Genomic DNA, 12,959 nt, shown 5'->3' on the forward strand with positions numbered 1-12,959 from the left:
CCGGAGCGCGAGGCGCCGCGTCAAGCGGCGGCTCGGCGAAAGCCGACAGGCGTTGACGTAACCTATCTATTCACTAGGATATTGGGACGACGCCACGGAGAAACGCCACATGCCGAGCGCAATTCACACGCTCTTCGCCGCAATGGCGCTGCTCGGGCTCGCCGAAGCGGCGCGAACCGAGCCGGCGCCCGCAGCGACAATCGACGGCCAGGACGGCGCGGCGTCCGGGCGTCCCGAAATCAGGAGCATGAAGATGAGCGAAGAATTGCGCTATCAGATCCGGCTGAACATCAGTGACGACTACGCCGAGCTCGCCCGCACCGATCCGCAGAACGCCGCTCTCGCGCCGATCGCAGCGATTTTGGCCAAGCATCACGCCGCGCTGAGCAATCAATTCGACGCTTTCGCCCATTATGTCGCCGAGGCGGAGAAGCAGGGCGTCGAACATTTTCCGCTCTACAAATGGACCAAGGCGACGATCGAGGACCCAGTCAAGAAAGCCAAGCACGTCAAATCCTTCTCCCTTTATGTCGAAGGCGAGGAGGTCTATCCGAAGGCCGCTGCGGACGCGCTCGAAGCCGATCTCGCGCCCTTCGTCGGCGGCGGCGTCGTGGAGAAGCTTTCCAAGCACGACACCGATCCGGCGCATAATCCGCAAGCGCCCGCCCATTTGCGATAATGGCGCGAGCGCAGCCGCGAACGGCGAAGCGATCCGCCCCGCGCGCCTCAGCGCGGCGCCGGATCGCTTTGGCGCCGGGGCCGCGCTATATTGGCGATATGCGCAGCCTCTCCCGCACCCTCGGCCTTTTCGCGATTCTTCTCCTCGCGCTGCTCTTTAGCGGCGTGGACAGCGCGCGGGCGCAGGATGCGGTCGGGGATTTCTTTCAAGGGCTGTTCGGCGGCCGACAGCATCCCCCGCAGGCGCGCCCGGCTGCGCGCGAGACCGGCCGCATGCGCCGGCTGGTGCCGCATCGCGAATATAGCGCGCCCGCCTATTGGCACGGCCAGAGCAAGGCGGCCAAAAAGGACAAAACGCAAAAGCCCGAGGACCCCAACGCCCCGCCGCCCTTCCAGGTGGCGGTGATCGGCGACAGCCTGGGCCAAATGCTGGCCGACGGCTTGGACGAGGCCTATTCGGACCGCGCCGACATTCGCATTTTGCACAAGGCCAAGGACAGCACCGGCCTCGTGCGCGAGGATTATTTCGATTGGCCGAAGGCCGCGCGCGAGCTGCTCGCCGGCGGCGACAAGATCGACATGGCCGTCATCATGATCGGCTCCAATGATCGTCAGGCCATTCACGAGGGCGCGGAGACGATCGAGACCTTGTCGCCGCGCTGGCGCGAGCGCTACGCCCAACGGGTGGAGACTGTGCGCGCGGCGTTTCGCGAGAAGAAGATTCCGCTCGTCTGGGTCTCTCTGCCCGTCACCAAGAGCGAGCATTTCGCCGCCGATATGGCGAAGCTCAACGACATCTATCGCCAGGCGGCGGCGCAGGACAGCGCGGCTTTCATCGATATTTGGGAGGCCTTCGCCGATGAGCGCAACCAATATCAGGCCTTCGGCCCGGATATAAACGGGCGCATCGTCAAGCTGCGGTCGGCGGACGGCGTCCATTTCACCGATGTCGGCGCGCGAAAGCTCGCCCATTTCGTCGAGGGCGAGATCAAGCGGCTCTTCGACGCGCGCCACCCTGCGCCAGACGCCGCGCCGGCGGAAGCCGCCCTGCCCCCGGCCGAGGGAACGCCGCCCGCAGAGGCCGCCGTCGTCGCCCCGCCGGTCCAGATCATCGCGCCGAGCGGCCCGGCTCCCGCGGTCGCGCCCACTCTGCCGGCGGATCGGCCGGCGATCGGCCAGACGCAGTCGCTGACGAGCGCCGCCGTCGCGGCGGACGGCGAGTTGGCGCGGCGCGTGAAATCCCCGTCCACGACCGGGGAGGCCCAGGCCGCCGCGGCGCGCGCGCTGGTCGATCATATCTTCGTCGAGGGCGGCGAGCAGCCGAGCCAGCCCGGCCGCGCCGATGATTTCTCCTGGCCGCGAGGCGGCGCCAAGGTCACGCCGGTCTCCACGCCGACTCCTGCGCAGGCTTCGACCCCGGCGCCCGCCGTCGTCCCCTCCGCGGCCGCCGAGACGCGCTGAGCGGGACCGTTCGCTCAAAACGCGCGGAAACCGTCAATTCCGCATTCAATTCGTCTCGAATGAAGCGCGCCGGCGCCGGCGGCTCGAGGGAACGGCCGCCCCGGCGCTGCATTTTTCTCCCGCTCGAAAGGCCCGAGGGCCTCGAAGGGAGTATCCATCATGTATTTTCGTCGTTCGTCTCTTTCTGTCGCGCTCGCGCTGGGCTTCGGCTGCGCCGCGCCCGCCGCGCAGGCTTTCGAAAACCCGTTCGCCTTTCTGTTCAGCGGACGCTCGGCGGCAAGCGCTCCGTCCTCCGCGGACGGCCAGCTCTCCGGCGAATATTCCTCGACGCGCTCGGTCGTCGCCGATCCGACCCGCCAGCGGCCGGGCACGATCACTGTCGACACGCAGAATCGCGTTCTCTATCTGTCGATGAACGATGGCCAGGCGATCCGCTATGGCGTCGGCGTCGGCCGTCCGGGCTTCACCTGGCGCGGCCATACGCATATCGGCCGCAAGGAGGCCTGGCCGGCCTGGACGCCGCCTTCGGCCATGCTGCACCGCCGCCCGGATCTGCCGCGCCATATGAGCGGCGGAGCCAATAATCCGCTCGGCGCACGCGCCATGTATCTCTATTCGGGCGGCCGCGACACTATGTTCCGCATCCATGGCTCCAACGAGCCCTGGACGATCGGCCATGGCGTCTCTTCCGGCTGCATCCGCATGCTGAATGGCGACGTCAGCGACCTCTATAGCCGCGTTAAGGTCGGCACGCAGGTCCGCGTTCTCTGAACGAGAATCGCCGGCGGCTCGTCTCACGACGAACGCCGGCGTTATTTCTGGTTCCGCAGCGTCAGCCGACGCAATTGGCGTTGGTCAGGCCGGACATGATGATCTGCGCGACGACCCAGACGCCGATCAGCGCCCAGGCGATGCGCGTCTTCTTCTGCCCATAGAGATAGGCTCCGCCGATCGGCATGGCCAGCAGCAGATAGGGAAGCGCGGAGTTTCCGATATTCTCACAGTACCACAGGGCCGTGGGCATATTTCCTCACCTCGGTAGATTTGTTTCGCCCATCAGGAAGGCGTCCACCGAGGCGGCGCACTGCCGGCCCTCGCGGATCGCCCATACGACGAGCGATTGCCCGCGCCGCATGTCTCCGCACGCGAAGACTTTTTCGCGTGACGATCGATAGGATTTGACGTCGGCGGCCACATTGCCGCGCGGGTCCAGTGTGACCGCGAGCTTTTCCAGCAGGCCCTCGCGGACCGGCGAGACGAAGCCCATGGCCAGCAGCACGAGATCGGCCTTCAGCGTGAACTCGCTGCCGGGAATGGCGGCCAGCTTGCCGTCGACGCGCTCGCAGCGCAGGCCTGTGACGGCTCCGTCGGCGCCGATGAACTCGCGCGTCATCACCGCGAACTCGCGCGTCGAGCCCTCGTCATGGGAAGAGGAGGTGCGCAGCTTCAGCGGCCAGTCCGGCCAGGTGACGAGCTTGGCTTCCTTCTCCGGCGGACGCGGCATGATCTCGAGCTGCGTCACCGAAAGCGCGCCCTGGCGCACCGAAGTGCCGATGCAGTCCGAGCCCGTGTCGCCGCCGCCGATGACGACGACATGCTTGCCGGAGGCGAGGATCGGCTCATTGGTGACGAGCGGCTCGCCGGAGACGCGACGGTTCTGCTGCGGCAGGAAATCCATGGCGAAATGCACGCCGCGCAGATCGCGCCCCGGAATGGGAAGATCGCGGGGCTGCTCGGAGCCGCCTGCGAGAACGACGGCGTCATGCTCGGCGACGAGCTTTTCCGTCTCGAGATCGACGCCGACATGCACATTATAGTGGAAGGCCACGCCTTCCGCCTCGATCTGCGCCACACGGCGGTCGATGAGGTGCTTCTCCATCTTGAAGTCGGGAATGCCATAGCGCAGCAGGCCGCCGGCCTTGGCGAACTTCTCATAGACATGCACGTCATGGCCGACGCGCGCCAGCTGCTGGGCGGCGGCGAGGCCGGCGGGGCCGGAGCCGACCACGGCGATGCGCTTGCCGGTCTTGGTCTTCGGCGGCTCGGCCACGATCCAGCCCGCCTCGAAGCCGCGGTCGACGATCGAACATTCGATCGTCTTGATCGTGACCGGCTGGTCGACGAGATTCAGCGTGCAGGAGGCCTCGCAGGGCGCGGGGCAGACGCGGCCGGTGAACTCCGGGAAATTATTGGTCGAGTGGAGATTGGCCAGCGCGCGGCGCCACTCGCCATTATAAACGAGATCATTCCAATCCGGGATCTGATTATTGACCGGGCAGCCATTGTGGCAGAACGGAATGCCGCAATCCATGCAGCGCGCCGCCTGATTGCGCGTCGCCTCCTCGGAGAGAGGAATGACGAATTCGTCATAATGGCGGATACGGTCAGCGGCCGGCTTATATTTGCGGTCCTGCCGGTCGACTTCCAGAAACCCAGTGACCTTTCCCATGCCTCGCCAACCCCTCGGCCCGTCGCGTCAATGGCGTCTTCGAGGGATTTTTTACCACGAAGACGCGTAGGACACGAAGCAAATCGTCTCGGATATCGCTTTCTCGACCCGTCGCCGGCGCGCGAATGTCTCTTTAGCGCGCGCTTTTACGCGGCGAAGCTCAGGCGGCGGCCGCTTTCGGATCGACCTCGCGCGTGTAGTCCTCGATCAGCGTGCGCGAGATGGCGCCCGGCGTGAAGCGATAGGGGCCGGCCTCTGCGACCGGAGTGACCTCGGCGCCCGTGCCGCAGATGAAGCATTCGCTGAACTCCGGCAGCTCCTCCGGCATGATGCGACGCTCGACCACCTCCATCCCGCGACGACGGGCGAGATCGATGACCGTGCGGCGGGTGATGCCGTCGAGGAAGCAATCGGCGAGAGGCGTATGCAGCACGCCGTCCTTCACGAAGAAGATATTGGCGCCGGTGCATTCGGCGACGCGGCCCTGCCAGTCCAGCATTAGAGCGTCGGCGTAGCCGCGACGCTCGGCGCGATGCTTGGAGATGGTGCAGATCATATAGAGGCCCGCCGCCTTGGCCAGGGAGGGCGCGGTCTGCGGATCGGGCCGGCGATAATCGGCGACGTCGAGACGAATGCCCTTCATCTTGGTGGCGACGTCGAACATGCTCGGCCAGTCCCACACGGCGATCGCGACATTGATCGTCGAATTCTGCGCGGCGACGGCCATCATCTCGCTGCCGCGCCAAGCCACCGGCCGCACATAGCAGCTGTCGAAGCCATTGGCCTTCACCACCGCGGCCTTGGCGGCGTCGAGCTCGGCGACGCTATAGGGAATCTCGAAGTCGAGGATTTGCGCAGAACGCTTGAAGCGCTCGGAATGCTCGGTCGATTTGAAGATCACGCCGCCATAGGCGCGCTCGCCCTCGAACACGCTGGAGCCGTAGTGCAGCCCGTGCGAGAGAACATGGAGCTTGGCGTCGCGCCAGGGGATGAGCGCGCCATTGAACCAGATGTAGCCGTCGCGCTGGTCGAAGGGCAAAACCGACATCCGACACTCCGATGAGGTCAAGGGCGAAAAAGGGGGGCCGTCCCATGCGGCGGCCGGTCTCGAGCCGGCCTTCTCCGAACCACTAGCCATCGGTCAGAAATATGTCAATATAGCTGACGTATAAGTTCAGGGCGTTCGCGCGGCGCCGAAAGAAGCGTCTCGCCCCGCGAGCGCCCTCTTTGGGCACGGTTCACGGTTTTTCGCTTGCACCGACATATAGCGGTTCCCGACGTGAAAACATCCATCGAACGCAAGCCATTGCGCCCGGCCTCGGCGCAAACGCTGGTCGGACGCGAGCCCGCGCCCGAGAGCGAGCCCATGTTCGATCTCATCGAGCTGTTCTTCTTCGCCTATCGCGATTTCGTCGGCGACGCCGACCGGCTGCTGGAGAATTATCAGTTCGGCCGCGCTCATCACCGCGTGCTGCATTTCGTCTATCGCCGCCCCGGCCTCGCCATCGCCGCTTTGCTCGATATTCTGAAAATCACCAAGCAGAGCCTCAACCGCGTGCTCAAGCAATTGCTCGACGCCGGATTCGTCGAGGCGCGCGAGGGCGCGACCGATCGTCGCCAGCGCCTCCTCTATCCGACGGCCAAGGGCGCGCGTCTCGCCCAGGAGCTGGCGACGCTGCAATCGGAGCGCTTCCGCCGCGTCTTCGGCGAGCTGCCGCCGGAGGCGCGCGAGGCGACCGTCGATTTTCTGCTGGCCATGGTCAACGCCCCGGACCGCGAGAAAGTGCGCGCCCATCTGCCGCCGCGCCGGCGTCGGCGGCCGCTCGCCGAAGACGACGCCGCATGAGCGCGCCGGCGGCGCAGACCGCGGCCGAGCCCGGCCCGCATATTCTCGTCGTCGACGACGACAGGCGCATACGCTCGCTGCTGTCGCGCTATCTCGCCGCCGAGGGCTATCTGGTCAGCGCCGCCGCCGACGCCGCCCAGGCGCGCGCGCGGCTCGCGGACATGACCTTCGACCTCATTGTCCTCGACGTGATGATGCCGGGCGAGAGCGGGCCGGAATTCGCGCGCAAATTGCGCGCCGAGGCGGAGCCGCTGCGCTCCTCCCCCATTCTCATGCTGACCGCGCGCGGCGAGACGGCCGATCGCGTGGCCGGGCTGGAGGCCGGCGTCGACGATTACCTCGCCAAGCCCTTCGAGCCGCGCGAATTGTCGCTGCGCATCGCCAGCATTCTGCGCCGCGCCGGCCGCGCCACCCGCCCCGCCCCGGCGACCGCGAGCGTGCGCTTCGGCGCTTTCGGCTTCGATCTCGAAAAGGGCCGATTGCGCGAGCATGATCGAATCGTCCATTTGACGACTCGCGAAGAGGAGATTCTGCGCGTGCTGGCAATGAATGCGGGCGAGATCGTGTCACGGCAGAGGTTGGCGCAACGCCTCGTCAATGGCAAAGTCGAGAGCGCGGGCGAGCGCAGCGTCGATGTCGAGGTGGCGCGGCTGCGCCGCAAGCTCGAGAGCGACGCGCAAGGCCCGCGCCATTTGCAGACGATCCGCGGCCGCGGCTACAGGCTGTGGGCGGACGCCGTCATCGGACCGGACGAGGAATACGGAAAAGCGCAATGACCTCAGCCCTCCCCGCCGCGCTCGACGCCCCGCGCCAGCTCTGGCGGCGCTTCGCCGGCTGGCTGCACGAGCGCATGCCCAAAGGCCTCTACGCCCGCTCGCTGCTGATCGTGATTCTACCGATCGTGCTGCTGCAATCGGCGGTCGCCTATTTCTTCATGGAGCGGCATTGGCAGGCGGTGACGTCTCGCCTCTCCGCCGCCGTGGCGCGCGACGTCGCCGGGCTGATCGATTTCTACGAGGCCTTTCCCAAGGACGAGCATCGCGACATCATCCAGCGCATCGCCGGCGAGGATTTGAGCATAGACGTTCATTTCCTGCCCAAGGAGCCGCTGCCGCCGCCCGCCGCCAAGCCCTTCTTCTCGCTGCTCGACCATACGCTGTCGCGGGAATTGTCGCTGCGCCTGCAACGCCCCTTCTGGATCGACACGGTGGGGCGCTCCAACATAGTGGAAATCAGAGTCGCGCTCGACGATTCGGTGATGCGGCTACTCGCGCATCGCACCCAGGCCTATGCGTCGAACTCGGAAATCTTCTTCATCTGGACCGTGATCGCGTCTCTGGTCATCATCGCCATCGCCACCTCCTTCCTGCGCAATCAGATCCGCCCGATTCTGCGCCTCGCCCGCGCGGCGGAGGAGTTCGGCAAGGGCCGCGAGGTCGCCTTCAGCCCGCGCGGCGCGCGCGAGGTGCGGCAGGCCGGCGCCGCCTTCTTGGAGATGAAGCGCCGCGTCGAGCGCGCCATTGAGCAGCGCACCACCATGCTCAACGGCGTGTCGCATGATCTGCGCACCATCATCACGCGCTTCAAGCTCTCGCTCGCCCTCATCGGCGAGACGGCGGAGACGGCCGAGATGAAAAAGGACGTCGACGAGATGGAGCGCATGGTGGAGGCCTATCTCGCCTTCGCGCGAGGCGATGGCGGCGAGGCGACGGCGGAGACCGATGTGACCGCCATTCTGGACGAGCTGAAGACCGATACGGAGCGGCGCGGCCTTCGGGCCGAGACGAGCTTTTTTGGCCGCAGGCAGGTCGCCGTGCGCCCGGCCGCCTTTCGCCGCTGCCTCGCCAATCTCGTCGGCAACGCCCAACGCTATGCGCAAAACATATCGCTCACCGCCGTCAATGACGGCCATATGCTGACCATCCACATTGACGACGATGGCCCGGGCATTCCGGTCGAGCGGCGAGAAGACGCCTTTCGGCCCTTCTACCGGCTGGACGAGTCGCGCAATCAGGACGAGAGCCATTCGGGTCTCGGCCTCGCCATAGCGCGCGACATCATGCGCTCGCATGGCGGCGAAGTGACGCTCGAGGGCTCGCCGCTCGGCGGCTTGCGCGCGACCGTCACCTTGCCGGTGTGACGGTCAGCCCTCCGCCGGACAGGGGATTTCCTTCGTCACGCCTTCCAGAAAGGCCTTCATGCCGCAATTGGCGCGCAGCGGGCTCGGCTTCTGATTGCCTTCCCAAGTCAGGAAGGTCACGATTCCGCGCGGATTGATGGCGATCACCTTGTATCGCTCGGGTCCGCGGGTCGCGTAGCATTTGCCTTCTTTTATGTCCTCGGCGGTCAGGGCCATGTTCTGATCTCCTTTCGCAATGTGCCTGACCTCGTCCCGCAAGAGCCGTGCCGAGCCTCAATGCGCATGATCGTGATCGTCGTGGTCATGATCGTGATCGTCCTCATGCGCCGCGCTCTTCTTGTGCACGACATGCTCGGTGAGGAAATCGCCGGCGGCGATCACCCCGTCGTCGTCCATCGCATGATCGAGGCCCTTGCGCGTCATCGACAAGACCTTGGCGCCCTGCCCTGCGAGAGCGGCCTTGGTCTCGCGCACGGCCGCGAGCGGCGAGATCGCGTCGGCGTCGCCATGGATCAGCAGCACGGGCGGCGCGCCATCCGGGCCGATGGACGGCGCCGCGCCATAGGGACCGCCAGCGAAAGCCACCACCGCCGCCGCCGGCCCCGGCCGCGCGACGCCAGCCAGCAGCGCGAGCGTCGCCCCCTGTGAGAAGCCGACCAGCGCCAGATGCGAGGCCGGCAGCCGGCGCTGGGCCAGCGCCGCCTCGAGAAAGCGCTCCAGCGCCGCCAGCCCTTTGGCCAGCCCCTCTGGATCAGCGGCGTCGAACCAGCGCTTCACGCCATCGGCGCCGGCGGGCGCCTCGGCGGAGAGAAACTCGGCCTTGGGCATGGTCGGCGCCCAATTGAGCGCGTGATCGACCATGGTTTGGCCGTCCGCGCCCTCCCCATGCAGCATCACGACGAGAAAAGCGGGCTTGCCGCAGGAGAGGGCGGCCAGCGCCGGCCCTTCCACAATGTCGGTCATGGGGTGCGTCCTCCTCGCGCCGGCGCCCACGCCGGTCATAAAGCGAGGTTCAATAAGCGTGCCGCCGCAAGTCTCGCCATATGGCGCCCAAACTGCTTCTTCATGGCCGCGCCGGAGACGGACCGACGCACCGTGAGAACAGACGCAGCAAAGCAACAGGAGGACCGCGTGGCGGACTACAAAGTGACGGTCGAGGAGCAGGCGGACGGGAAATGGGCCTGCTTCCTGCACGTTCCGGGCGAGGAGCCGTATAATCTCGGCAAATCCTTCAAGAACGAGGACCGCGCCGAGGCGTGGCTCACCGTCGGCGAAGCGACGACCGCGATCGACATGGCGGTGGCCAAGCTCACCAAGAAGTGAGCCTGCGGGAAGGGCCGCGATGTGCGCCTGTCGGCTATCCGACAGGCGATCCCGGCCCTTCGTCCATTTTGTCCCGCGCCGCCGAAGCCGCGCGCAGCAAGGAGCGAAAAAAATGGCCGTTGATTTGAAGGGCGATTGGACCGACGCCGACATTGCGAAGCTGATCGGCTCGGTCGTCGACGACCGCGACTGGCGCCTCGAGGTCAGCACGGACGGAATCGCCTCGCTCGCCGACAAGACGGCGCATCCGACCGACGACGCCTATGACAACACGCTCCACTGCTTCCTGGAAACCTGGATGCAGGGAACGGATTTCGTCGGCCCCTCGGCCGCCGGCGACAAGGAACTCGTCGGCAAGATCGCCAAGGCGCTGCGCGAGAACTATCCAACGCTCAAGGGCCTCAAATTCGTCTACGTCTCCTTGTGACGCTCGCGAATTGTGGCGGAAGGGCCACAGCCTGAGAATGTTTCCGTCCTGTTAGCGATCGTGACCAGACTGTCACGGAATCGTTAACAGGCGGCCATAGACCTCCGGCCAAGCTAAAGCCGGGGGATAAAATGCCTTTTCGTAACTTGTTGCTCGCGTCCATCTCGACGCTGGCGCTGCACGGCGCTGCAATGGCGCAGACCTACCGCACGCCCAATGTCGTCGCCAACGACGGCGCCGCCTCCGTCGGCCTGGGTGGCGTGACCTTCACCAATCAAGGTCTCGTCGGAACGGGGCGTCTTCCGGCGGGAACGATCGACTTCCTCGGCGACACGCTCGGCTCCTTCTCGAGCCTCGCCATCGACCCTTATTCCTGGCGGCGCAGCGGCTCGACTTTCGTCGCGACCATGCTCGCTTTGCCCGACCGCGGCCTCAACGATCCCGCCAATGGAGTCTTCTCCGATTATGCGGGACGGCTGCTGCGCTTCAACATCGCCTTCTCGCCCTATTCGGGCGCGAATCTCCCCGCCTCCACCAGCTCGCAGAACCAGGTGCAGATATCGCCCGACGGCGGCGTCCTGCTGCGCGACAATCAGGGCAAGACCTTCACCGGCGCCGATTCTGGGTCGGGCGCCGTCACTCTCTTCGGCCGCCTCGCGCCGAGCCCTGCCGCCGGCATAGGCGCCGGCAAGATATCGCTCGACGCGGAGGGCCTCGCCTTCAAGACCGACCGCAGCTTCTACGTCAGCGACGAATATGGCCCGTCGATCTTCTATTTCGACGCCAATGGCAATCTCGTCGGCTCGGTCGGCGTTCCCTCTTCGCTGCTGCCGCGAACCAATGGCGCGATCGACTTCAACTCGACCGTCGCGCCGACGACGGGACGCCGCAACAATCAAGGCCTCGAGGCGGTCTCGGTGAGCCCGGACGGCAACCGGCTTTTCGCGATCCTGCAGAGCGCGACGATGCAGGACCAGGCCTCTGGACAGCAAACGCGCAACAATACGCGCATCCTGGTCTATGATATTTCGCTCAATCCGACGCCGGCGGCGCCGATCGAGACCTATGTGCTGCAGCTGCCGACCTACAGGCAGAACGGCGATGGCGGCAGCGCCAATCGCACCGCGGCGCAGAGCGAGATGGTGGCGCTCAACGACAAGCAGTTCCTCGTGCTGGCGCGCGACGGAACCGGCCAGGGTTCGGCGGGCGGCAATCCGATCATGGTCAAATCCATCTATCTCGTCGACATCGGACAGGCGACCAATGTCGCCGGCACGGCCGCCGATACGACGGCGGGCGGCCAGGTCGCGCCCAATGGCGTGCTGAATCCGGCGATCACGCCGGCGCAGTCTGTCGAGCTCGTGAACATGCTCAACCCGACGCAGCTCGCCCGCTTCGGCCTCAATCTGAACAATGGCGCGCCCGGCCAGTCGGCGCAATCGCAGCTCACCCTGTCGGAGAAATGGGAGGGCATGGCGCTCGTCCCGACGCTCGTCGAGGGCCGGCCGAACGACTTCTATCTCTTCGTCTCCAATGACAATGATTTCACCACGACCAATGGCGTGATGCAGGGCCAGAGCTACAACTCCGGCCAGAACAACGACAATATGGTCCTCGTCTATCAGCTCACTTTGCCGACCGCCGTCGATCCGCTGTTCCTCAAATCCATGCGCGATACGACGCCCCAGGTGCTCGGACGCATCGACGCCGGCGCTCTCGGCCTCGCCTCCAGCGCCGCCGCGCCGGTCATCGCGCAGCTGCAATCGATTCGACGCGCGCAGAGCGGCGTCTTCGCGGCGCAGGGCCTCTCGACCTGGCTCGGCGGCAATGTCGATTTCGGCCCCACTTCGTCGCGGCCCGGGCTCGACGGCGACCGCACGCTCTATGGCGGCTCCTTCGGCGTCGATTATGGCTGGAAGGAGATTCGCGTGGGCGTCGCGGCGACGGTGCGCGCAGGCCAATATGGCGGCGGCGCGCTGGGCTATTTCGACATTTCGCCGACCGTCTCGCCGAGCCTCTACGCCGGCTATTTCGGCGATCTCTTCTATCTGCACGGAACGGCGACCTTCTCGCCGGACGTCGGCTTCTCGGACATTCGCCGCCTCGGCGCCTATGGGCTCACCGGCGTCGGCCGCACCAGCGTCGATTCTTACGCGTTCGGCGGCGAGATCGGCGCCAAGCTCAAGCTAGACGCCTTCCAATTCACGCCCTTCTTCGGCGTGACGCAGACCCATGCGACCATTCGCGGCTATACGGAGAGCGGCGCCGCCGGCGGCAATGTCGTTTATCCAGAGCACTCGACCTATGCGACGACGCTGCGCTTCGGCGGCGAGCTCTCGGCCTCTTTTCTCGGCGTCAATCCTTGGGTGCGGGTCGCCTATAATGAGATGCTCGACCGCGATCCCAGACGCGTGAACGTCAGCCTCGCCGGCGTGCTCAGCCAAATGGCGACGCAAACGATCCTCATTCCGACCTATGATCGCAACTCCGTCACGGTCGGCGTCGGCGCGCAAGGCGATCTCGCGCCGAATATCGGCTGGCGCATCGGCTATGACGCCGATGTCGCGACTCGCAATGGGGCCGTCGCCCATTCGGTGACGACGGCCGTGCGCATCGGCTTTTGATGAAAGCGGGA

The 12,959-nt window shown here is 65.9% G+C and carries 14 protein-coding genes; 9 read left to right on the forward strand and 5 right to left on the reverse strand.

Annotated features, from left to right (window positions below):
* Positions 1–109: 109 nt before the first annotated feature.
* The 3 genes from GYH34_RS13395 (at position 110) to GYH34_RS13405 (ending at position 2,910) form a co-directional block, all read left to right on the forward strand.
* Entirely contained in the window at positions 110–679 is a 570-nt protein-coding gene (locus GYH34_RS13395) for a hypothetical protein (RefSeq protein WP_348983892.1), read from the forward strand.
* 98 nt (positions 680–777) lie between these two features.
* Positions 778–2,139, forward strand: a complete 1,362-nt coding sequence (locus GYH34_RS13400; RefSeq protein ID WP_161914013.1) for an SGNH family hydrolase — start codon at positions 778–780, stop codon at positions 2,137–2,139.
* Positions 2,140–2,298: 159 nt separating this feature from the next.
* Positions 2,299–2,910, forward strand: coding sequence for a L,D-transpeptidase (locus GYH34_RS13405; RefSeq protein ID WP_161914014.1), 612 nt, complete (start codon positions 2,299–2,301; stop codon positions 2,908–2,910).
* A 61-nt stretch (positions 2,911–2,971) separates the two neighbouring features.
* On the opposite strand, the gene GYH34_RS13410 is transcribed toward GYH34_RS13405, so the two are convergent.
* From GYH34_RS13410 to GYH34_RS13420, 3 genes are all read right to left on the reverse strand, one after another.
* Positions 2,972–3,163 (reverse strand): hypothetical protein, encoded by a 192-nt coding sequence (locus tag GYH34_RS13410; protein ID WP_018265788.1) that lies wholly within the window; start codon positions 3,161–3,163, stop codon positions 2,972–2,974.
* A 6-nt stretch (positions 3,164–3,169) separates the two neighbouring features.
* The gene (locus GYH34_RS13415) at positions 3,170–4,588 is read right to left on the reverse strand and encodes a glutamate synthase subunit beta (RefSeq protein ID WP_161914015.1); all 1,419 of its coding nucleotides are present in this window, start codon (positions 4,586–4,588) and stop codon (positions 3,170–3,172) included.
* Positions 4,589–4,748: 160 nt separating this feature from the next.
* Complete coding sequence (locus tag GYH34_RS13420) at positions 4,749–5,636, reverse strand: branched-chain amino acid aminotransferase (protein ID WP_161914016.1); 888 nt, start codon at positions 5,634–5,636, stop codon at positions 4,749–4,751.
* Between the two features lie 282 nt (positions 5,637–5,918).
* Here GYH34_RS13420 and GYH34_RS13425 point away from each other — a divergent pair, with 282 nt between their 5' ends.
* From GYH34_RS13425 to GYH34_RS13435, 3 genes are read left to right on the forward strand one after another with little or no spacing between them, the layout of a single operon-like run.
* On the forward strand, positions 5,919–6,434 hold the full coding sequence (locus GYH34_RS13425; RefSeq protein WP_244635365.1) for a MarR family transcriptional regulator: 516 nt from the start codon (positions 5,919–5,921) through the stop codon (positions 6,432–6,434).
* Positions 6,431–7,210, forward strand: a complete 780-nt coding sequence (locus tag GYH34_RS13430) for a response regulator (protein WP_161914018.1) — start codon at positions 6,431–6,433, stop codon at positions 7,208–7,210. Before GYH34_RS13425 ends, GYH34_RS13430 begins: the two co-directional genes overlap by 4 nt.
* The gene (locus GYH34_RS13435) at positions 7,207–8,574 is read left to right on the forward strand and encodes an ATP-binding protein (protein ID WP_161914019.1); all 1,368 of its coding nucleotides are present in this window, start codon (positions 7,207–7,209) and stop codon (positions 8,572–8,574) included. Before GYH34_RS13430 ends, GYH34_RS13435 begins: the two co-directional genes overlap by 4 nt.
* A gap of 3 nt (positions 8,575–8,577) precedes the next feature.
* On the opposite strand, the gene GYH34_RS13440 is transcribed toward GYH34_RS13435, so the two are convergent.
* Together GYH34_RS13440 and GYH34_RS13445 are read right to left on the reverse strand one after the other, a co-directional pair.
* Positions 8,578–8,790: a hypothetical protein gene (locus tag GYH34_RS13440; RefSeq protein WP_018265794.1), complete on the reverse strand. Its 213-nt coding sequence runs from the start codon at positions 8,788–8,790 to the stop codon at positions 8,578–8,580.
* A gap of 57 nt (positions 8,791–8,847) precedes the next feature.
* Complete coding sequence (locus tag GYH34_RS13445) at positions 8,848–9,537, reverse strand: dienelactone hydrolase family protein (protein ID WP_161914020.1); 690 nt, start codon at positions 9,535–9,537, stop codon at positions 8,848–8,850.
* Between the two features lie 168 nt (positions 9,538–9,705).
* On the opposite strand from GYH34_RS13445, the gene GYH34_RS13450 reads away from it, so the two are divergent.
* The 3 genes from GYH34_RS13450 to GYH34_RS13460 all read left to right on the forward strand — a co-directional run bounded on the left by GYH34_RS13450 (position 9,706) and on the right by GYH34_RS13460 (position 12,948).
* Entirely contained in the window at positions 9,706–9,897 is a 192-nt protein-coding gene (locus tag GYH34_RS13450) for a hypothetical protein (RefSeq protein ID WP_026191360.1), read from the forward strand.
* A gap of 112 nt (positions 9,898–10,009) precedes the next feature.
* Positions 10,010–10,324 carry a hypothetical protein gene (locus GYH34_RS13455; RefSeq protein WP_161914021.1) on the forward strand — a complete coding sequence of 105 codons (315 nt, stop codon included), beginning with the start codon at positions 10,010–10,012 and terminating at the stop codon, positions 10,322–10,324.
* 131 nt (positions 10,325–10,455) lie between these two features.
* Positions 10,456–12,948, forward strand: coding sequence for an esterase-like activity of phytase family protein (locus GYH34_RS13460; RefSeq protein ID WP_161914022.1), 2,493 nt, complete (start codon positions 10,456–10,458; stop codon positions 12,946–12,948).
* Positions 12,949–12,959 lie beyond the last annotated feature (11 nt).

Source organism: Methylosinus sp. C49 (assembly GCF_009936375.1).
GTDB lineage: Bacteria > Pseudomonadota > Alphaproteobacteria > Rhizobiales > Beijerinckiaceae > Methylosinus.

Bases quoted from the DNA above. Each gene is read 5' to 3' on its own strand.
- GYH34_RS13415 (WP_161914015.1), bottom strand. From the start codon at position 4,588: ATGGGAAAGGTCACTGGGTTTCTGGAAGTCGACCGGCAGGACCGCAAA.
- GYH34_RS13420 (WP_161914016.1), bottom strand. From the start codon at position 5,636: ATGTCGGTTTTGCCCTTCGACCAGCGCGACGGCTACATCTGGTTCAAT.
- GYH34_RS13455 (WP_161914021.1), top strand. From the start codon at position 10,010: ATGGCCGTTGATTTGAAGGGCGATTGGACCGACGCCGACATTGCGAAG.
- GYH34_RS13440 (WP_018265794.1), bottom strand. From the start codon at position 8,790: ATGGCCCTGACCGCCGAGGACATAAAAGAAGGCAAATGCTACGCGACC.
- GYH34_RS13395 (WP_348983892.1), top strand. From the start codon at position 110: ATGCCGAGCGCAATTCACACGCTCTTCGCCGCAATGGCGCTGCTCGGG.
- GYH34_RS13405 (WP_161914014.1), top strand. From the start codon at position 2,299: ATGTATTTTCGTCGTTCGTCTCTTTCTGTCGCGCTCGCGCTGGGCTTC.
- GYH34_RS13460 (WP_161914022.1), top strand. From the start codon at position 10,456: ATGCCTTTTCGTAACTTGTTGCTCGCGTCCATCTCGACGCTGGCGCTG.
- GYH34_RS13435 (WP_161914019.1), top strand. From the start codon at position 7,207: ATGACCTCAGCCCTCCCCGCCGCGCTCGACGCCCCGCGCCAGCTCTGG.
- GYH34_RS13430 (WP_161914018.1), top strand. From the start codon at position 6,431: ATGAGCGCGCCGGCGGCGCAGACCGCGGCCGAGCCCGGCCCGCATATT.
- GYH34_RS13400 (WP_161914013.1), top strand. From the start codon at position 778: ATGCGCAGCCTCTCCCGCACCCTCGGCCTTTTCGCGATTCTTCTCCTC.
- GYH34_RS13410 (WP_018265788.1), bottom strand. From the start codon at position 3,163: ATGCCCACGGCCCTGTGGTACTGTGAGAATATCGGAAACTCCGCGCTT.
- GYH34_RS13445 (WP_161914020.1), bottom strand. From the start codon at position 9,537: ATGACCGACATTGTGGAAGGGCCGGCGCTGGCCGCCCTCTCCTGCGGC.